The 20,345-nt window shown below is 52.0% G+C and carries 17 protein-coding genes; 6 read left to right on the plus strand and 11 right to left on the minus strand.

The window, feature by feature from the left end; all coding sequences use genetic code 11:
• Positions 1–175: 175 nt before the first annotated feature.
• Positions 176–982 carry a 3'(2'),5'-bisphosphate nucleotidase CysQ gene (cysQ, locus tag QWF21_RS14160; protein ID WP_330088693.1) on the minus strand — a complete coding sequence of 269 codons (807 nt, stop codon included), beginning with the start codon at positions 980–982 and terminating at the stop codon, positions 176–178.
• Positions 960–1,547, minus strand: coding sequence for an ADP compounds hydrolase NudE (gene nudE / locus QWF21_RS14165; protein WP_330088694.1), 588 nt, complete (start codon positions 1,545–1,547; stop codon positions 960–962). The genes cysQ and nudE overlap by 23 nt, the downstream gene beginning before the upstream one ends.
• A gap of 94 nt (positions 1,548–1,641) precedes the next feature.
• On the opposite strand from nudE, the gene yrfG reads away from it, so the two are divergent.
• The 3 genes from yrfG (at position 1,642) to QWF21_RS14180 (ending at position 5,903) form a co-directional block, all read left to right on the plus strand.
• Positions 1,642–2,322: a GMP/IMP nucleotidase gene (yrfG, locus tag QWF21_RS14170; protein WP_330088695.1), complete on the plus strand. Its 681-nt coding sequence runs from the start codon at positions 1,642–1,644 to the stop codon at positions 2,320–2,322.
• Between the two features lie 85 nt (positions 2,323–2,407).
• On the plus strand, positions 2,408–4,093 hold the full coding sequence (locus QWF21_RS14175) for a M28 family metallopeptidase (RefSeq protein ID WP_330088696.1): 1,686 nt from the start codon (positions 2,408–2,410) through the stop codon (positions 4,091–4,093).
• Between the two features lie 112 nt (positions 4,094–4,205).
• Positions 4,206–5,903: a M28 family peptidase gene (locus QWF21_RS14180; RefSeq protein WP_330088697.1), complete on the plus strand. Its 1,698-nt coding sequence runs from the start codon at positions 4,206–4,208 to the stop codon at positions 5,901–5,903.
• Between the two features lie 26 nt (positions 5,904–5,929).
• Here QWF21_RS14180 and QWF21_RS14185 read toward each other — a convergent pair whose 3' ends face one another.
• Positions 5,930–6,808: a LysR substrate-binding domain-containing protein gene (locus QWF21_RS14185; protein WP_330088698.1), complete on the minus strand. Its 879-nt coding sequence runs from the start codon at positions 6,806–6,808 to the stop codon at positions 5,930–5,932.
• Positions 6,809–6,935: 127 nt separating this feature from the next.
• Between QWF21_RS14185 and QWF21_RS14190 the strand changes: the two genes are divergently transcribed.
• Together QWF21_RS14190 and fghA are read left to right on the plus strand one after the other, a co-directional pair.
• Positions 6,936–8,054, plus strand: coding sequence for an S-(hydroxymethyl)glutathione dehydrogenase/class III alcohol dehydrogenase (locus tag QWF21_RS14190; RefSeq protein WP_330088699.1), 1,119 nt, complete (start codon positions 6,936–6,938; stop codon positions 8,052–8,054).
• 10 nt (positions 8,055–8,064) lie between these two features.
• Positions 8,065–8,916, plus strand: a complete 852-nt coding sequence (gene fghA, locus QWF21_RS14195; protein ID WP_330088700.1) for an S-formylglutathione hydrolase — start codon at positions 8,065–8,067, stop codon at positions 8,914–8,916.
• Positions 8,917–9,021: 105 nt separating this feature from the next.
• On the opposite strand, the gene lepB is transcribed toward fghA, so the two are convergent.
• From lepB to QWF21_RS14235, 8 genes are all read right to left on the minus strand, one after another.
• Complete coding sequence (lepB, locus tag QWF21_RS14200) at positions 9,022–9,855, minus strand: signal peptidase I (protein WP_330088701.1); 834 nt, start codon at positions 9,853–9,855, stop codon at positions 9,022–9,024.
• 182 nt (positions 9,856–10,037) lie between these two features.
• On the minus strand, positions 10,038–11,987 hold the full coding sequence (locus QWF21_RS14205) for a hypothetical protein (protein WP_330088702.1): 1,950 nt from the start codon (positions 11,985–11,987) through the stop codon (positions 10,038–10,040).
• Positions 11,984–13,891 carry a hypothetical protein gene (locus QWF21_RS14210; protein WP_330088703.1) on the minus strand — a complete coding sequence of 636 codons (1,908 nt, stop codon included), beginning with the start codon at positions 13,889–13,891 and terminating at the stop codon, positions 11,984–11,986. Before QWF21_RS14210 ends, QWF21_RS14205 begins: the two co-directional genes overlap by 4 nt.
• A gap of 113 nt (positions 13,892–14,004) precedes the next feature.
• Entirely contained in the window at positions 14,005–14,760 is a 756-nt protein-coding gene (locus QWF21_RS14215; protein WP_330088704.1) for a hypothetical protein, read from the minus strand.
• A gap of 399 nt (positions 14,761–15,159) precedes the next feature.
• Positions 15,160–15,369 (minus strand): hypothetical protein, encoded by a 210-nt coding sequence (locus QWF21_RS14220; protein WP_330088705.1) that lies wholly within the window; start codon positions 15,367–15,369, stop codon positions 15,160–15,162.
• A 177-nt stretch (positions 15,370–15,546) separates the two neighbouring features.
• Positions 15,547–15,828 carry a DUF7660 family protein gene (locus tag QWF21_RS14225; RefSeq protein ID WP_330088706.1) on the minus strand — a complete coding sequence of 94 codons (282 nt, stop codon included), beginning with the start codon at positions 15,826–15,828 and terminating at the stop codon, positions 15,547–15,549.
• A gap of 317 nt (positions 15,829–16,145) precedes the next feature.
• A complete protein-coding gene (locus QWF21_RS14230; protein WP_330088707.1) occupies positions 16,146–17,459 on the minus strand; it encodes a sensor histidine kinase in 1,314 nt (437 codons plus the stop codon).
• The gene (locus QWF21_RS14235) at positions 17,456–18,835 is read right to left on the minus strand and encodes a sigma-54-dependent transcriptional regulator (protein WP_330088708.1); all 1,380 of its coding nucleotides are present in this window, start codon (positions 18,833–18,835) and stop codon (positions 17,456–17,458) included. The genes QWF21_RS14230 and QWF21_RS14235 overlap by 4 nt, the downstream gene beginning before the upstream one ends.
• 262 nt (positions 18,836–19,097) lie before the next feature.
• Here QWF21_RS14235 and QWF21_RS14240 point away from each other — a divergent pair, with 262 nt between their 5' ends.
• A complete protein-coding gene (locus tag QWF21_RS14240; RefSeq protein ID WP_330088709.1) occupies positions 19,098–20,345 on the plus strand; it encodes an efflux RND transporter periplasmic adaptor subunit in 1,248 nt (415 codons plus the stop codon).

A 20,345-nucleotide genomic window follows, 5' to 3' on the forward strand; every position in this document is an offset into this window, starting at 1 on the left:
TCTTTCAAGGTGCCGGCAGCAACGCTGCCTAAAAAACACCCGCGCATAATACCGTTTTTGCCGCTAAAAAGATAGGTTTTGATCACAGTCAAATCAGCGCGAACCAAGGCAGGCCGCGGCCTATGCGATTTTACTGCATAACAATGGGTGTTTTTTTGTAAGCCAGGCTGAAAGTTTACTGGGGTTGTATCAGTTTTGGCCAGGGTAAAGCGGCCTGCCCCAGCACAATAAAATCCGGATTGGCCAGACTTTCCCGCTGGTTGTAACTAAGCGGTGCAAAACTGCTGTCGAGGATTTTGCCGCCAGCTTCTTCCACAATAATATGCACAGCACCGGTATCCCATTCACCGGTTGGGCCAAGCCGGACATAACAATCCGCACCGCCCTCCGCCACCAGACAGCTTTTTAACGAGCAACTGCCAAGCGGTATGTACTGCACTTGCTGCCCCTCCGGCAACAACTGCTCAATAGGCTCACGCGCCTGACGCCGGCTAACCGCGACCCGTAGTGGCTCCTGCAACTGATGCTGATGCACCTGAATGCGGCGAATTTTAGAGCCCAACTGCTTAAAAGCCCCATGGCCACGGGTGGCGTAATACAAAATTTGCTCTTTGGGCCAGTAAATGACACCAAGCGCTGGCCAGCCGTGTTCTACCAGAGCAATACTGACCGCAAAGTCACCGCTTCTGGCGATAAACTCCTGGGTACCATCCATCGGATCAATCAACCAGTAACGCGGCCAGTGCTGGCGCTGCGCCAGCGGCAACAGCTGCACTTCTTCGGATATAATGGGAATGTCAGGTGTCAGTTCCTGCAAATGCTGCATGATGATGTCGTTGGCAGCCAGATCGGCCGTAGTCACGGGGCTCTGATCGTCTTTGGTATTTTGCTGGAAATCACCACTTTGATACAGCTGCCAAAGCCGATCGCCGGCTTGCTTGGCGGCTGTTTTTATCGGTTCAAGCAGTGTGCTTAAAAACATCAGGATTCCTTGCCAGGTATGCATCCGCCAGAAAAAGAGCCGCTACACTGCGCGCTTCGGTAAAGTCGGCTTGTTGCAGCAACTCATCCAGATGGTGCCGGGACCAGCGTGTTAACTCAAGCGGCTCAGGCTCATCACCCTCCAACAGCTCGGGAAACAAATCCAGCGCCAGCACTATATGCATTGTAGCATTAAAATAGCCAGGAGCCAGTGCCAGGGACTTCAGTGGGATCAAGCGCCTGGCGCCAAAACCAATCTCTTCCTTCAGTTCACGATTGGCTGCGGTCAAAGCTTCTTCCCCCGGATCGATCAAACCTTTGGGGAAACCCAGCTGATAATCGTGGGTGCCGGCGCAGTACTCACGCACCAGATAAAAATGATCCGGATCTGGCATCGCCACCACCATCACGGCCCCGCGACCACTTCCACGCATGCGCTCGTACAACCGCTCTTCGCCATTACTAAAACGCAGCTGCAACTGCTCAATCTTGAACAGTTTGCTTTGTGCCACTATATCCTGGCCAAGGATCTCTGGGGGTTGTTTTGTCAGCTTTGATTCTGCCATCCGTCTCCCTCTGCTACAATAGCACCGCCAGGCGGCTGATGTGCATACAACAATGCACTTAGCCCCATGATAAAACGAATGACAGGAAAAAACGATGCTGAACTGGGATCAAATTGATACCGTCTTACTGGATATGGATGGCACCCTGCTGGATCTGCACTTTGACAACTATTTCTGGTTAGAGCACCTGCCCCAGCGCTGGGCTGAGCTCAGTGGCCGTACCCTTGCTCAAGCCAAGGCCGAGTTGCAGGCAGAGTACGCGGAACTGACCGGCAAGCTGGAGTGGTACTGTCTGGACTACTGGGGCAAACGGCTGCAACTGCCCATCACCGAGCTAAAACGTGAAGTCATGGACAAAATCCGTATGCGTGAGGATGTGCCGGCCTTTTTATCGGCGTTAAAAGACAGCGGCCGTCACATCGTTTTGGTCACCAATGCCCACCCGGATAGCCTGTCATTAAAAATAGAGCGAACCGACTTAGCCAAATACATCGAAAACCTCATCTCCACCCATGAATTTGGTGTCACCAAAGAAAGTTGGGCCTTATGGCAAAAGCTGCAAGACCGGCTGGGTTTTGACCCTGCCCGTACCTTGTTTGTCGATGATAGCCTGCCAATTTTGCAAGCCGCCGATGAATTTGGCATCCGCCATTTGCTGGCCGTCGCTAACCCGGATAGCCAGCAGGCATTGCGTACCATCGAACAATACCCGGCCATTAGCGATTATCACCAGTTGCTGGCTGCGATTGCCGCCACACCGCGTCATCAGGCGTAACTGTCTGGCGATTGACCGATTTTGACTGGTCTTTCGCCGTCTTGCTGCGTATAAAACCGCGATCACTCAAACAGAGTCCGTAGTTATGAATTATTTTAGTGTTGTTGTTGCTGCCAGCCTGTTGCTGCTTGGCTGTAGTTCGCTATCCACCACGGAGCGCTCCGAGCCGCAAGCCAGCGCCGCTGCTATTGAAGGCCATATGCTGTTTCTGGCATCGGATGAGCTGGAAGGCCGGGATACCGGCAGCCGTGGCCATGAAATCGCCGCTTTGTACATTGCCACCCAATTGCAGGCGCTGGGCCTGGAACCGGCCGGTGATAACGGCAGCTTCTTCCAGCGGGTGCCGCTGCGTAGCAGTCGCTTAGTACCGAACAGTGCCCGCATGGTGCTGCATACTGCCGATGGCGATCAGGAACTGGCCTACCCGAAAGCTTTTTTCAGCAGTGCCGATCCGGTAGCCACTGAATCCAGCATCACAGCACCGCTGGTGTTTGTCGGCTATGGCCTGATTTCCGAAGAGTTTGGTATTAACGATTACCAGGGACTGGATCTGAGCGGTAAAATTGCCGTGATGCTGCCGGGCCTGCCAGAACATATTCCAAGCGAAGAAGCCGCGCATTTAGGCCGCGAACGCAGCCGCTTTGCCGCTGAGCAAGGCGCAATTGGCATTATTACCATTCACACACCACAGCGTGAAGCGGTGCGACCTTATGCCAACAGCATTTTGTACCTGAACACTCCTTCCATGCGCTGGTTGGATAGCGATGACCAGCCAGGTGGGGTACAACGACAGCTTCGCGGTGGCGCTTATGTGCACCATGAAGCAGCTGAAGCCTTGTTTGCCGAGGCAAGCACGTCGCTAAGCAGTGTGTATGCCATGCTGGATGAGAAGAAAATGCCACAAGGCTTTGCACTCAATATCAGTGCGACCTTAAGCCGGCAGTCCACACACGATGACATCAGCAGCCCCAATGTAGTAGCAGTGCTGCCAGGCTCAGACCCAAGCCTGCGCGATGAATACGTGGTGCTGACCGCGCATTCGGATCACATTGGCATGATCCAGGATGTACGCAGCGACAACAGAGTCAACAACGGTGCTATGGACAATGCCGCCGGCGTCGCCATTTTGCTGGAAACCGCCCGCATGTTTACCGAGCTTCAGCAGGCTCCAAAACGTTCCATTTTGTTTCTGGTCGTGACCGGTGAAGAAAAGGGTCTGCTGGGGGCTGATTACTATGCCCATAACCCAACCCGGCCGATTGAAAACCTGATTGCCAACGTCAATATGGACATGCCGGTATTGCTGTATCCGTTTGCCGATCTGATAGCCTTTGGTGCCAATCACTCCTCGCTTGGCCCAGTGGTAGAGCGCGCAGCCGCCCGGGAAGGTATTCGCTTGAGTCCTGATCCGATGCCGGAACAAGCTATTTTCACCCGCTCCGATCACTACACGCTGGTACGTCAGGGCATTCCGGCGGTGTTTTTAATGACCGGCTTCGAATCGCAGGATCCAAAGCAGGATGCTGCCGCTATCTGGGGTAGCTTTTTTAGCAAGCATTACCATAAACCGACCGACTCCATAGCCGATTTAACCCGGGAATATGGGCCTATTCGTTACGATTTCGGCGCTATCTTTACCCAGATTAACTTTAACATTGCGCTGGATTTAGCCAACGACCCGGCACGGCCTTTCTGGCTGCAACAAAGCTACTTTCATGATGTGGTCGGGCAGCCGCATACCCAACAAAACAGCAGAACTACGGCCGACTAAGCTGCAGCGTGAACGGGTGGCTGCATTCTGTTTTTTGTGTAAACAGCACAGTATCATTTGATATTGATGACCGTTACAGGATAGAGTTAATTTTTGATTGAAAATTAACTCTATGCCTTTTTCATTACGCTACCTTCTACTTTTTGGCTGGATACTGGGTGTCGGTTGGCACCCAGCCAGCTATTCTGCCCAACCCGAGCCGGCCCGCATTGCCGGTCATATGCTGTTTCTGGCCGATGACCTGCTGGAAGGGCGCGAAACCGGTAGCCGGGGTCATCAAATTGCCGCCCGTTACCTGGCCAGTCAATTGCAAGCTTTTGGTTTAGAGCCTTTGCCGGGCTACGAGGACTTCCAACAACAGGTCCCTATTCGCCAAAGCAGTCTGCTGCAGCCATACAATCGAATGGTGCTGCATCTGCCGGACGGTGACCATGTATTCAAAACACCACAGCATTATTTCTTACTGCCTGATCTCTGGGCCGAGCAATCAGCAGTCACTGCCGAGGTAGTCTTTGTTGGCTATGGCCTGGTTTCGGCCCACTATGGACTGGATGACTACGCCGGTCTGGATATTAACGGCAAACTGGTGATGATGCTCACTGGCTTACCCGAGCACTTGCCCGCCGATGAGATAGCCCACCTGCGCCAACAACGGCTGCAAGAGGCCAAAGCTCGGGGGGCTATTGGTGTGATTTATTTGTATACTCCAAAGCAGCAACAGGTGCAGCCCTACCAGCTGTTTTTGCATCATTTTAGTCTGGCTCCGATGATGAGCTGGTTAACCGAACAGCAAGTCCCGGGAACCAATACCCACGCATTTTCGGCAGAAGCCTATCTGCATCACGATGCAGCAGCCCCCTTTTTCCAGCAAGCTCCACTTAGTGCCAGTGAGGTGTTTGCATTGGTCGAACAGCAACAACTGCCTGGCGGTTTTGCGCTCAATAGTACCGTGACCCTGGAGCGACGCAGCCGGCACCAAAGCTTTGAAAGCCCGAATGTACTGGCGGTATTGCCAGGCAGTGATCCAGAGCTGAGAAATGACTATCTGGTGGTCACAGCCCATAGTGATCATGTTGGGATAAACCAGAACCTGCGCTATCCGCAGCAAGCTGCCATTCACAATGGTGCCATCGACAATGCTGCCGGCGTTGCCATCGTGCTGGAAGCGGCCCGGGTGCTGGCAGCGGGACCTGCACCAGCTCGCTCCGTATTGTTTTTATTTCCAACCGCGGAAGAGCGGGGCTTGCTTGGTGCCGATTACTTTGTACAGAATCCACCGGTGCCACTTGAGCGGGTGATTGCAACCCTGAATATTGATGCGCCGCTACTGCTGTTTCCACTCGCCGATTTGCTGGCCTATGGTGCCGACCATTCCAGCTTAGGCGATGCCGTCACCAGAGCGGCTGCACTGGAGGCTTTAACCATCAGCCCAGATCCGCTGCCGGAGCAAGCACTCTTTACCCGCTCTGATCACTACCGCTTTGTTGAGCAGGGCATCCCGGCATTGTTTTTGATGGTAGGTCAGCAATCCCGTGATCCCAACATCGATGGTCGTGCCATCTGGCAACGCTACCTCAGCCAGCATTACCACCAGCCCAGTGATTCCATCGCCGGACTGACCGCTGCGTTTGGCGGTATTTATTACGATGAAGGAGCCCGGTTAAGCCGGGTGCTGCTGCATTTGATTGCTGAGCTGGCCAATGACCGACAGCAACCCGACTGGCACAGAGAGAGCTTTTTTCACCCTTCAGGTCCGAACCAGCACGCACCCAGCCAACACGACCAGGTCTTGGATGAAAATAGCCGCTAGCCAGGGTTATCGATCATGCCACCAGCTTATGCTGTGGCCGGTAAGGCCTGCTGCAAATATTCAATCAGCAACTGCACCCGGGCCGTTAAGTGGCGGTTTTTTGGATACAGCGCCCAAATCCCTTCCGGCTCTGGCTGCAACTCAGGTAATAACTCCAGCAAACTTCCCTGTTGCAAGGGACTATCTACGTAGTAGTCCGGTAGTTGCACCAGACCAAGCCCCCGCTGTGCGGCATCCAGCAGTGCTAAACCACTGTTGCACTGCACCCGGCCTCGCGGACGAAAGCTGATCGTTTTCCCTGCCTCCCTAAAGCGCCAATGCTCTAAAGTACCGGGTAAACACTGATGTTGGCTAAGTTCCGCCAATGACTCAGGCCAACCATACTGTTGCAGATAATCTGGTGCAGCCACCAGACGCAACTGCCGCCGGGTCAGCCGCCGGGCAATCAGACTGGAATCCTCCAACTGGCCTAAACGGATCGCTAAATCATAACTGCCCTGAATCAGATCCAGCCGCTCATTACTTAGCTGCAACTGCAACTCCAATTCAGGGTACTGCAGTAGAAACTGGTGCAACAAAGGCGCAATACGGTACTCGCCATAATAGACCGGAGCCGTGATCCGCAAACGCCCCCGCGGGGTCTGACTAAAATCGGCCAACAATTGATTCGCTTCCTGCAAACCCGTCACCAGGTGCCGGCAATGCTGCAGATACAACTCGCCCTCTTTGGTCAGGGTCACGCTGCGGGTAGAGCGAAACAGTAACTTTAACCCCAACCGCTGCTCCAGCGCCGCTACATTGCGACTGACTTGCGCGACCGAGCAATCCAGTTGCCTGGCTGCTGCGGTAAAGCTATGCCGCTCCGCTACAGCGACAAACTCACTAATGCCCTGCCAATCATTCATACAGCACCATTTATTGCATAAATGCAAAACTGATTTGATAAACTACCGGATTATCCTGCAATCAGAAAAAATTACAATGCGCTAAACTTACAACACAACAAAAAAGTAATCATTACAGGAACAGAGTATGCAACCAATTAAAACCCGCGCGGCGGTGGCCTGGGGCCCGGGCCAGCCACTTTCCATCGAAGAAGTTGATTTAATGCCACCACAAGCCGGTGAAGTCTTGGTGCGCATCATCGCCACCGGCGTTTGCCATACCGATGCTTACACCTTGTCGGGTGATGATCCGGAAGGCATTTTCCCGGTGATTTTGGGCCATGAAGGCGGCGGTATTGTGGAGGCCGTTGGTGAGGGCGTTACCTCGGTAGCAGTGGGCGACCATGTCATTCCGCTGTACACCCCGGAGTGCGGCAAATGCAAGTTCTGCCTATCCGGTAAAACCAACTTGTGCCAGGCCATCCGGGCTACTCAGGGCCAGGGCCTGATGCCGGATGGCACCAGCCGATTCTCCAAAGATGGCAAGCCGATTTACCATTACATGGGCACCTCGACTTTTTCCGAGTACACCGTGTTGCCCGAGATCTCGCTGGCTAAAATCAACAAAACAGCGCCGCTGGAAAAAGTCTGCCTGCTGGGCTGTGGCGTCACCACCGGTATGGGTGCCGTAATGAATACCGCCAAAGTACAGCCGGGTGATACCGTGGCGGTGTTTGGTTTAGGTGGTATTGGCCTGTCGGCTATTATCGGTGCAGTGATGGCCAAAGCCAGCCGCATCATTGCCATCGATATCAATGAAAGCAAGTTTGCCATTGCCAAACAGCTGGGCGCGACCGATGTGGTCAACCCGAAGGATTACGACAAGCCCATTCAGGAGGTGATCGTGGAGATGACCGATGGCGGCGTCGACTTCTCCTTCGAGTGCATCGGCAATGTGCAGGTGATGCGCTCGGCGCTGGAGTGCTGTCACAAAGGCTGGGGGGAGTCGGTGATCATCGGGGTAGCCGGTGCCGGCCAGGAAATTTCAACCCGGCCGTTTCAGCTGGTGACCGGCCGGGTTTGGCGCGGCACTGCCTTTGGTGGCGTAAAAGGCCGCTCTGAGCTGCCGGATTACGTGGAGCGCTATCTGGCCGGTGAGTTCGAGCTGGATACCTTTATCACCCATACGCTGCCACTGGAGCGGATCAACGAAGCCTTCGATTTGATGCATGAAGGCAAGTCGATTCGCACCGTAATCCACTTTTAAGGAGCTGCGCATGCCAGCTTTAGAAAAAATCAGCGATCAGCGACTGTTTGGCGGCCGCCAGATGCGCTTTGCCCACGACTCCAAGGTGCTGAATTGCCGGATGCAGTTTTCTGTCTATTTACCACCACAGGCCGGGCAAAAAGATGTCCCAGCGCTGTACTGGCTATCCGGGCTCACCTGCACCGATGAAAACTTCTCGGCCAAAGCAGGTGCTCAGCGGGTTGCCGCTGAGCTTGGCATTGCCCTGGTGATCCCGGATACCAGCCCCCGTGGCGACCAGGTACCGGATGACCCGGAAGGAGCCTATGATTTTGGCCTGGGCGCAGGCTTTTACGTCAATGCCACCGAAGCGCCTTTTGCCAGCCACTACCAGATGTACGATTACATCGCCAAAGAGCTGCCGGCGCTGGTTGAGGCCGAATTGCCACTGAGTACCAGGCGCTCCATTTCCGGCCATTCGATGGGCGGCCATGGTGCCCTGGTAATGGCACTGCGGGAAAGCGGTCGTTATTGCTCGGTATCGGCCTTTGCCCCAATCAGCAACCCCATCCATTGCCCCTGGGGCCAAAAGGCGCTGACGGGTTATCTTGGCAAGGATGAAAGCCACTGGCAAAACTACGATGCCTCGGTCTTACTGGCAAGGAGAAAAGCTGAACTCCCGATCCTGGTCGATCAAGGCGATGCCGATCAGTTTCTGGCCGAGCAGCTAAAGCCCGAAGCGCTGCAAGCAGCAAGCCAAAGCAGCGGCTCCGAACTCGAACTGCGTATTCAGCCAGGCTACGATCACAGCTACTATTTTATCGCCAGCTTTATTGAAGACCATCTGCGTTTTCATGGCCGATATTTGTTGCCTCAATCCTGAGGCAGCAAATCGAGCGAACCGTGATAAATGCTGTCAGCAAGGATGCTGACAGCAGCAGGCGATCATGGAGACTGAGTAAAAAGAGCCCCGATATCTGTTCGGCTTTTATTTGAAGACATATACGACCTCCCCAATAATACTGTCACTGGACACATAGCCCCAAAATCTACTGTCTGTTGAGTTATCTCTATTATCACCCATGAAGAAATAGCTTTCTTCAGGAACCACTATTTCTGCCATATCTCTGGCCGGGCGCATTTTCATTCGTTGAATTAAATACGTGATGCCATCCAGTTGCTGCTCATAGACCTCTAGTTGATCTTTTTCATACAGTAGATTAGTGGCTAAGACAGCGCCATTAATAGTGATGTCATTGCCTTTGACAACAACTCTATCGCCAGGAAGAGCGATTAATCTCTGAACGAAAGGAACCTCTTTATCAGGAGGGTAAAATGCATACAATTTCCCTCTTTGCATGAGATCCGGTGAAGCTATTTTCCCACCCGTCAAGGAAACGCCGTAGGTGCCATATGTTCTGTAGCCTGGTTTTTTAACAATGAGATGGTTTCCCTTTTCTATTGTTGGCTGCATTGATACAGAGGGAAAAAGAAAAGGCTCGTAAAGAAACGAGCGAAACAGAAAGACTGCTGAGAAAAACCCTGCATAGATAACAGGGATGCCCCACCACCTGGAGTACCAACCTCGCTCACTTGCCCCATTAAAATTCTTAACAACAATATACGCATGCAGTGGGCAGATTATTGAGAAAATAGCTGCAAATAGCGTTTGATACTTCCAGTCAATGAATGAAACAACGCAAGAGAGAAGAAAATAGAGCCAAAATAACCTTGGCCTATTTAAATATAGAAATGTGAACGCCTGCAGGATTACACCTAAAAGTATTGCAATCCATGCCTTCGGCTTCCAGTTGATACTCAAATTACCACCTTAATCTCGTACACCAACCATGCAGCAGGTTGACGTCGCAGCCAGCGCTTTTTGCTGGCGATAATTTTTGTTTGTTATGCTTTTGACCAAAAAGTCCTTCCAGATGTTATTTGGAATGGTATTTTGCCAGAAAGCACTATTGCGCTTGTCAGAGCATGATATGGTGCAACAATCTATTGAACCTGAATGCCGTCATTCACTAGTTCAATATCAAACTCATAGTCAACTGGCGCTAGCTTTCCTCTGTACCAAATTTCTATAGTTTCTGGCTTCCCATAAAAATAGTAAACATCTACTGGTGTTCGCTTGGGTTGATGATGAAAGTAGGTTTGTTTAACCATTTCTACCAGGTAACCATGCTCGTCTTTAGCAAACACCTGATTTCTGCGCTCTGTCCGGTTATCGCTTACCTCTGCTACTTCAAGTGGTGTAAACACAGCGTAGTCGATCACCAACTGGTTACTCGTTAACCGAATGCCCTTAGGCAAGTTGTCTGTGGTGTAGCTTTGTTTGTTTAAATTAGGTGCAACAAGAACGGGTAAAGACCCTTTCACCCGTACTGGTGTATTAGTAAAGCGCTCGGGGCTATACTCCAGCCGCCCGAACATGCGTGAATACACCGAGCTTAGCCCCTTATCTGCCGGTTTATATTCAAAAGCAACCAGCTCGCTTTCTTGCTCGTTTGCTTCACGCGCTACAACCTGTTTACCCTGGGCATCGTAAAAATCGAATGTCGCCAACACATAAATTGAACCAGCACGATCTTGTTGTGACATAAAGATATCGGTTTGCACTGGTGGGTAAAACCAGCCAATCTGACCAGAGTGCTCCCGCTCCGGATCCAACCCTTCGCCTGCTTCATGCCACTGCACCATGCTAACCCGCTGTTGCATCGCCGCTTTATCCAACTCAACAATAGGCAGCCGGTGTTCGGCCAGAGTGCTATACACCGGTGCAGTAAGGGGGATCTTGGGTAATAACTGTAAATTACCATCGTCAACCCGTTGCGGATGCGGAAAGTTGTGTACCGGTAATTCCAACTTATGGCTTACTGGCTGGCTATCGCTGGCATAAACCATCAAGGTAATATGAGCCTGCTCAACAACACCATTAAACGCCCGCCCCAAAAATAACTTACGCCCCTGCTCGGCCCGCAATGTATCACGCAACGCTGTCAGTTCGTTACTGGCTTCGGTTTCATCCAACGTTCCCTGCTCTGCTCGTTGGTATAGGCTTTCTAACAAGGCATCTATACGCTGGGGGTTGCGGGTTGACGTGCGCTCCGTGGCCCGCCAGGCAAGATATTGACCATGCGAATCAACGGCTTCGGCAAGGATATCTCTATTACCAAAATTCAGCGGTACGTTTTCTTTAGCATCCACTTCTATCACGTAGCGTCCATTTTCAAACTCGAGTAAAGTGACCAAATAGCCATCCTGCTCAGCAGTTTTACCAACATCAGCAGCGGTAAACTTAAACTCAAGCAGTGCGGTTGGCAATTCAATATCCAGTTCACCCTGCACGGTAGCCGGTTGAGGGCTTTCTGCAGTTACCGGTGATGTAAAGCAATACCCACTGCTAACCTGAGCGATATCAGCCGTAGCCCGCTCGTTGTTTGCCGCATCGGGCAGCGCTAAAGTGCGGCCATCTTCAAATGTAATTTGCGAAAAGTGCAAATAATGGCGAAAAGGAAAAGCAAAGCCTTCATGTAATTTAAACCCCTTGCCCCCGGCGTAATTCATACACTCTGAGTTTTCATAGTCACTCATTGCCAGCAAGCTTTGCTTGTAGGTATCGGTAAGTTTAGCGAAATCGGCATAGTCTGGCAGGCGCAGTAGCCACGGCTGAGTATACTGAAACTCACCAGGCCCCATATGAAAAGGAATAAGATTCAACATAGTAAAGTAATTGGCATGCTGCTCTTGCCACAACAGACGGGCTAATGCCTGGTCTTCAAGCCCAGCTAATAGCGCTTTACGGCTTTCATTCACCGCAGCCAGTTGTTCAAACTGCGCCTTTACACTCTGCTGTTCCTGTTTCATATCTTTTCCTCCTACACAGCTGGCTAACAGCAACACACTGCTTAACGTACTGCAAAGTGCAACCAGCTTAAACTTAGTCATCGCTCAACATCCTCATTAAGTAATTGAATATCAAATTTATAATCAACGTATTCCCGCTTACCCCGGTACCAAATCTCAACAGTCTCTGGCTTACCGTAAAAATAGTAAATGTCTACCGCCTTATGCTCAGCGTCTTGGTGATACCAGGTTTCCTGCTTAATTTCGGCTAAATAACCGTGGTTATCCCGCACCAAAACCACATGCTGGCGCTCAACGGTTTCATCGATATCATCGGCCATTTCACGCGGTTCAAACACGCTGTAATCCACAACTAAACGATTACCCACCAAGGTTATACCGGCTGGAAGTGCTTCTGGAGCAAAACGATCTATAAGCGGATTTAACAGCACAGCGATAGGCAATACTCCTTTTAACCGCGCAGGCCTGCGTAAAAATATCTCTGGCCGATACTGTACGCGCCCAACCATAAACGGCAGCGCCGCAATGCCAGCCCGAACCTCAAAGCCAAAAATATCGTTCTGATAATCAATTAGCTTTGGATCGATACCCAGCGTTGGATCTTTAACCAACTTGTCGTCTTTATCGTAAAAATCAAGTTTAGTTAACACAAAAAGGCCTGAACGCATGCGCCTTGGAAAGAACAGATCGCTCTGCACAGGTGGGAAAAACCAGGATACTTCGGCCGGATACTGTTTTTCGGCGGCGTCATTTTCTGCAGGGGCTATCATCTGAGCATTTGTGGTAGCTCGCAGCAGCTGCAAGGTTTCAATGCGCTCCTCCAGCTTTGCCGCATCCAGCTCAACCAACGTAGTTCTAAGCTCAGCCCGGTCATCATAAATGGGCGCAGTAACCGCCATCTCAGGCAATGCTTGCAAGCGTTCATCCATCGTTGCATCGCCTGCCGCAGGCACATTAGCAAAATTATAAACCGGCAGCGCTAACTCACGCACAACCCCGCGATTATCATCGTTGTATACCAACAGGGTTAACTCCGCTTTGTCGATAACACCAAAAAAACCGCGAAACAAATACAGCTTACCTTCCTCTTCGGCAAGCATACGGTTATCCAGGGCTTGCAGTTCATGCTCCGCCGTTGCTTTATCTAGTGTTCCCTGTATGCCGCAGGCAATTAAATCACCCAGCAACACCTCTAGCTTTTGCTCGCGGATAGATGGCCGTCGCTCAATCAACGCATCCGCAATATACTCACCATGCCGATCAGTCGCCTCGGCTAACAAATCTACCTGGTCAATGTTTCGGCGCTTGTCGTCTGCAGCGCTAACCACAACGGTGTAGTAGTTTTGTCCAAAAGCTTGCAAAGTTACCAGATAACCACCTTTTTCAACGGTTTTACCAATATCCGCTGCGGTGAACGTTAACTTCAGCACATCATCAGGCAACTGCCCCCGAAACTCAGCAGAAACACTTACCGGTTGCGGTGCGTTCGCCATTGCCGGTTGCTGATAACAATACACATCGCCTTGTCGAACGATAGGGCCGCTTGGTTTTTGCTCATCAGCAACCGCCGGGATCTGCCAGGTATCGCCATTGCTGAGTGTCATATGGCGATAAGCCAAACGATAACGAAATGGAAACTCGAATCCTTGGTTAAACACAAAACCCAGTTTACCCGCCTCGTTGGCACATAGCGTAAGATCGCGGCTATTCACCACATTAAGGCTTGCCAGATAAGCCTCGGTCATCTCTACCATATCGCTATAATCATGCAAATGCAGCAACCTGGGCTGGGTATACTCAAACGCCCTAAAGCCAGATAGTCTGGGATGCCACTGCCGCAACCGGGTTAAATAGTTACCTCGCTGGTAGTCCCATAACATTTGGGCCAGCTCAGTATCTTCTATTTGTCTTATCAACTGCGTTCGGGCTACATAGCTTGATCTTATCTGCGCCAAATGCGCCTGCATCACTCGCTGATCCATCATCGCCGGCTCCTGTTTTACTTGCTGAACACGGCTGACACACCCAGTAACAAGCATAACGCTAACCAGTATCCCAAGCAGAGCGCTCTGTTTCACCTCTCGCATACCGCAAAATCCTAAAAGAAATCGGGCTTACAATTGCTATACTGCTTAGCTATTTCGGTGTACGTACGTTTAATTTTTTCGTATTCCGCAGTCCACTTAGCGTTATTAGTGCTGTACTTTTTAATAGCAGCAATTTCATCATTAATTTCATCAACCAGCGTTTGGCACTTAGCCTGCTCTTGCTCACGAGCTTGCCTTTCGGCTTCGCGCGCTAACCGTTCTTGCTCTTGCAAATCCAGCGCCTGTTGTCTGGCTCTTTGCCGCTCCAGCGCTTGCTGCGCCAGCTCAGCTTTAATTTCCGCTACCCTGTCTGGCGTTATACGCTTAAAGCGCTGATCGGCAATAATCAAGGTATCAGCGTCGATAAGCGCAAAAGTAATACTGCCAAAACCGGTACTAACCGTTAGCTGCCCCTCAGCTTTTGTTAATACTGTTACCTTGCTGTTTGAATTACTCTGGTCATCGGCGTTTAACACCCCATCGTTTAGCAAAAACGTGTCGCCTTGCTGGGTAATTTCAATAACCTCAACACGCTGACCAACTTGCTGTTCCCAAAGGCCAGGAAAATTTTCATAAGGATTTTTAGAACAGGCTGACAACAACAGCAGAGCAAACAGCGATAACATTAAAAAATACGGCTTAAGCATAGAAAAAATTCCTTTAAGGTTAAAAAGCATCAATGCCAATTTTAAGTAGTACGCTTTGTTAAGGCACAAACTCTCGGATAAGCGGAAAACATAATATCGCCACCAAACTAAACATACCAAATGCTAGTAGAAGAACGCCTACCGCTAATAGCGGCTTCGCATATTGACGTCCACGAATTCTGTAATGCAACTTAGATAAGAAAGCATGCGCAAATATTGCTATTCCACCGCCCGTATAAATATTACTTAATAGTCTTGCTTCTAGACCGTGGAAAGTAACTATCGTACCAATGGGTGGATTACCTCTCCCGCCGACATGACATATTCCAGAAACCATAGCCCACACTCCGTAAGAGAACAGTACTGCGGACAATATTAGGGAGCCAGCCAGAACCAATTTTTCGTAGTTGGTGAGTCGTTCCTGGAAAATGTTTGACCACATGTGTTGCCTTAACGATTAAGCTAAAAGACGGGCTTTAGCCAGTCCCAGTGAGCGAAGCGAACGATTTGAACGCATTGTTAGTGTTTTATAAGCCGCTCAATAATTAGGGTAAGTTCACTAATTACTAATTCCGGCTCGTCAAACTGCACAAAATGACCACTCATCTCTGTTAACACAGCCCGCCCTTGTGGAAAAGCTTCAGCCCATTGTTTCCATGTCTCACCCCACTTGAATACACCTTGATCACTAGCAAGTAAGTGCGGAGGATTGGGATTTTTTTCGGTCATCACTGACAAGCCAAGTACCGGGTTTTATTATCTCAAATATGTACATGGACTAGCCTTGATTCATAACACTGAGTGCAGCGAAAGTTTGTGGAGTGGCGTTTTGTGCCAGCGTAGCGGCCGGCACAAAAAGAGCCACGGAACAAACTTTCGGACTGGCACGACTTGTTAAATGCGGGACTACTCATATATTTTTCCGCAATACAAAAACACCGCGAACTGCTTCCATTTGTTTGACTGAAGCGCAGGCTCTTGCCCAACACCAAAATCAGAGCCCTCTGCCCAGGCAACGGCTGATTCTAAGAACCCAGAAATATCTTTATTTACCCAATCTCCCGAAAAACCCAACTCGTCTACCGACTTACCCTCATGAGCCTGAAGATCCTTGATTAGTGCTTTCGCAAAATCTAAGAAGCTTTTCTCATCTTTCACTTCATTTATGATTTCATGCAATTCTTTCATGCGCACCTTGAGCATTTAACACTTATTCGGCAGGTCGACCCGTAGTTAAACACGGATCAACCTGTCTTTGCCAATTTTCCATACAGAACACTACACTGTTATCTTAAGGTTCACAATAACTTATAGGTACAATTGATGTCAGTGCGAGCGGTAAATACGGGTCAACCCCTATAACAAAGAACTGGTAGCTTTATCAACGTACTGGATAAATAAACACAGTGATTAAGTCTCGGATGAGATACTAAAAATATCCGCTTCTGGCACAGGGTTAATCAGCGTTATGAGCGAACAACAGATGTTCAAACCTCTGCCCGGCATTAACTTAACCGCAACCGAAAGCAGGCACCTTCTGGCCTGGGCAGGTAGCGCAATTCGCCCCCTTGCGCCTGCATCAGGGCCCGGGCCAGGCTCAGGCCGATGCCGGAGCCGCTGGCCTTGGTGGTAAAAAAGGGCACAAACAACTGCTCGGCGGCAGTCGCGGTAATGCCAGGGCCGTTATCGGTGATATCCAGCAACCAGTGGGGATGCTGGTAATGCGCCCGGCATTCAATCCGTGGCTTCATAGGCGGCTTCGAAATGTCCTGCAGCGCTTCGGCGGCATTTTTCAGCAGATTAATCAGCACCTGCTCCAGCAGCGCCGGGTCGAGCCAAAGTGGCGGCAGCTCCGCCGGCAGCACGGTGCAAAGCTCGATACCGGCAAGCTGCTGCTGCAGCAAACGCTGCACCCGCGCCAGGCTGTCGGCCAGGCTAACAGCACTCAACTCCGCCTGCACAGGAGTACTCAAGGTTTTAAAGGCAGCAATAAACTGGCTTAAGTGCTCACCACGCCGGGCAATGGTGCTGCTGGCCAGTTGCAAGTCGGCATGGCGCTCGGCATCCAGCACGCTATCCGGCTCTGGCAACAACGCCAGGCTGCTTTGCGCCAGCGACACCATCGGATTGATGGAGTTGGCGATTTCATGGGTCAAAATACGGGTCAGTTGCTGGTAGGCGCGCACTTCCTGCGCCAGCAATTGCTGCTGAATGCTTTGCAGGGTCAAGAGTTTACGCGGTTGGCCCAGCAGCTGGCTTTGCACCAAACTATAGGCCAGCCGGTCCTGGCCCCCTTCGCTTTGCCACAGCAGCTCGCCTTGTTGCAGCGCTTGTGGTTGCTGCAGCTTTTGCCACAACAGCGGCAAGGAGCCAGGGCTATCCTCACTAAGCCCCTGCCGGGCTTGCTCCAGCAGCGGGCTGCCCAGCAAGCGTTCGGCTGCCGGGTTGGCCTGCTGCAACACATTGTGCTGATCGAACTCCAGCACCGCCACTTCCAACTGGGTCAGCAAAGCATTGAGGTACTGCGCCCTGGCCTCGGCCTGCTGGCGGCTCTGCATCAGTTGCTGTTGTACCTGCTGCCACAACGCCTGCAATTCAGGCTGCTGCGGCAAGCGGAAACTGACATCCTGGTTGGCCAGCGCCTTTAACAAAAACGAAGTTTGCCGCTGCAGGTGCCGGCTGTGTTGCAGCAACAACCAGCAAGCCAGTCCCAGCAACAACAGCAGCAGTAGGGTGACCGCATTGAACGCCAGCCCCAACCAGCCAAGCAGCAAGGCGCTGCCAAGCAGCAAACTCAGCGGCAGCAACAGGCGCGTCATAACTGGTATTTTTCCATGCGCCGGTACAAAGCTGCCCGGGTCAGGCCCAGCGCCTTTGCCGCCTGGCTGATGTTGCCCTGATAATACTGCAGCGCCTGGGCAATGGTTTTTTGCTCAACGTAATCGAGCGTAGAGCCCAGCATAAAATCTTCACCCGCCGGGCTTTGAACAGCAGCGGCAGGTGCGGAGCTGGCGGTGCTTTCCAGTTGGCTAAAATCCAGCTCGCCCTGCTCGGCCAGTACCACAGCCCGCTCAACCGCATGCGCCAACTGACGCACATTGCCAGGCCAGCGGTAACGGCAGAGCTGACGTTGATCGCTTGGCCGAATGCGCAGGCCGCTTTGCTGGTATTTGTCGCTGTAAAACGTCAGGTACCAGTCCAGCAACAGCGGGATATCCCCCTCGCGCTCGCGCAGTGGTGGCAAACAAATTTCCACCGTATTGATGCGGTACAACAAATCCTGCCGGAACTCACCCCGCCCTACTTTTGCCAGCAAATCCTCGTTGGTCGCCGCGATCAGCCGGGCATCAAACGGCTGGCCCTGACTGCTGCCAACCGGCACCACCACCCGGCTTTGCAGCGCTGTCAGCAATTTGGCCTGCAGCGACAGCGGTACATTGCCCAGCTCATCCAGCAGCAAGGTGCCGCCACTGGCCTGGCGCAAACGGCCGCTATAATCGCTTTTGGCATCGGTAAAGGCCCCTTTTTTATGGCCAAACAGCTCACTTTCAAACAAATTGCTGTGCACAGCGCCAAGATCCACTGTGACTAAAGGCCCCTGCCGGCGGGGAGATGCCTGGTGAATGGCTTCAGCCGCCAGCGCCTTGCCAGTACCGCTTTCCCCCAGCAGCAGGATATTGGCCTCGGTGGCAGCGGCTTTTTCAATCAGCCGCTGTACCTGCTGCATGGCAGCACTTTGGCCCAGCATCGGCACGGTGGGCTGTGATAAAACCGCTGGTGCCGGGGCGGCACCCTGCTTGGTGTTGCTTGATTGCGCGCCACTGTGCTTTTGCAAGGTACGCAGCAACTGCTCGTTGCTCCAGGGCTTGGCAATAAAATCGCAGGCACCCAACTGCATGGCCCGCACCGCCAGTGGCAGCTCGGCGTAGGCGGTCATCATCACCACTTTCAGATCCGGCTGGCATTTGAGCGCCTGCTGCAAGTAGTAAATGCCCTCTTCGCCACTGCTGACATCCCGCTGAAAATTCATATCCAGCAGCAACAACTGCACCGGCTGTTGTTGCAGGCAGGATTGCAGCTGGCTGGGATCCTGCAGTGTCAGCACCTTGGCAAAATAAGGTTTCAGGCAAAGCCTGGCCGCCGTCAGTAAGTCGGTATTGTCGTCCAGCACGAGCACTGTGGCTGCATTGTTCATCGTCTTTGAGTCGCATCAGGGTGTTAGCAAAACGTAATCGTCACCCTAAACAAAACTGCTGGCCCGTGCAAGAGGCGGATAGCGTCCAACCAGGTCACAGCAGAACCCCGCAACACGAAAGTGTTCATTTTCGGACAGTCGGCTGTACCAGTAGCGGACACTTTTCCGTGACAGTAAATATTAAGCATTTGTTTTTATTAAGCATTTAATTTGGCATGGCCTTTGTATTTATCCAGCCAATGCTATTGAACGGAGTGTGACCATGGATAAAAAAATTAGCCGCCGCTCGAAACGCCCTTACTGGTTGCTGGCTGTCGCTGTGGTGCTTAGCGCTGGCTTATGGTGGTTTAGCAAGAGCCAGGCCAATGCCTCGGTGCAGCTGCAGCTGCCAATAAGCTCTGTCAGTACCGCTGTGGTACAGCCGCAGCCTCTGCAGGAAAGCATTGCGCTGCGTGCGACCGTGCTGCCACAGCACAGTGTATTTTTGGATGTAATCGAAGGCGGCCGGGTCGAGCAGCGCCTGGTGGAGCAAGGCAGCTATGTTGAACAAGGCCAGCCACTGGTGCAGCTGACCAATACCCAGCTGCAGCTTGATCTAATCAGCCGCGAAGCGCAGGTCACCGAGCAGATGAACTTTCTGCGCAATACCCAGATGACCATTGAAACCAACCGCCTCAACCTGCAGCGCGATGTGCTGGATATTGAGTTTCGCATTGCCACCTTAACACGGCATTTGCAGCAAAGTGAGCCGTTGGTTGCAACGGGTGTGCTGGCACAAGAGCACCTGAACAACCTGACCGAAGAGCTACATTATCAACAAAGCCGCTTGCAGCTGACGCACGAGCGCCAGCAACAGGAAGAAACCATTCGTCAGTTACAGTTGCAGCAGTTGTCGGAAAGCGTCGAGATGCTGAGCCGCAATCTGGATTTTGCCCGGCAAAATGTGCAGAACCTGCTGGTCCGGGCGCCGATCAGCGGCTATCTGAGTGAATTTAATGTCGAAGTGGGCGAGTCCCGATCGCCGGGCAGCCGACTGGGCCAAATCGACCAACCCGATCAGTACAAGCTGGTGGCCAGTGTCGATGAGTTTTATCTGGGCCGCATTCAGCTGGGCATGACCGCCCGGGTTACCTTGCAGCAGCAACCACTGAAGCTTCAGGTAAGCCGCATCGACAGCCGGGTGGTGAACAACCAGTTCCAGTTGGAGTTTGTCCTGCCCGAGCAGCTGCAGGCCAAACGCGGCCAGTCGGTCAACCTGACGCTGCAGTTGGACGATCAGCAAAGCCCGGTGCTGGCCCTTGCCCGGGGCCCTTTTTTAAGCGATGGCGGTGGTCACTTTGTCTATGTGCTGGAGCCAACCACGGCCACAGCCCGCAAACAAGCCGTGCAACTGGGCCGGCAAAGTGCCCAACTGGTGGAAGTACGCCAAGGGCTGCGTGAAGGCGACATAGTTATTACTTCCGGCTATCGCGAATTTCAACAAGCCGATATCATTCAATTACAACGCTAA

It is taken from the genome of Alkalimonas mucilaginosa, from assembly GCF_036327005.1.
In the GTDB taxonomy this organism is placed as follows: Bacteria; Pseudomonadota; Gammaproteobacteria; order Enterobacterales; family Alteromonadaceae; genus Alkalimonas; species Alkalimonas mucilaginosa.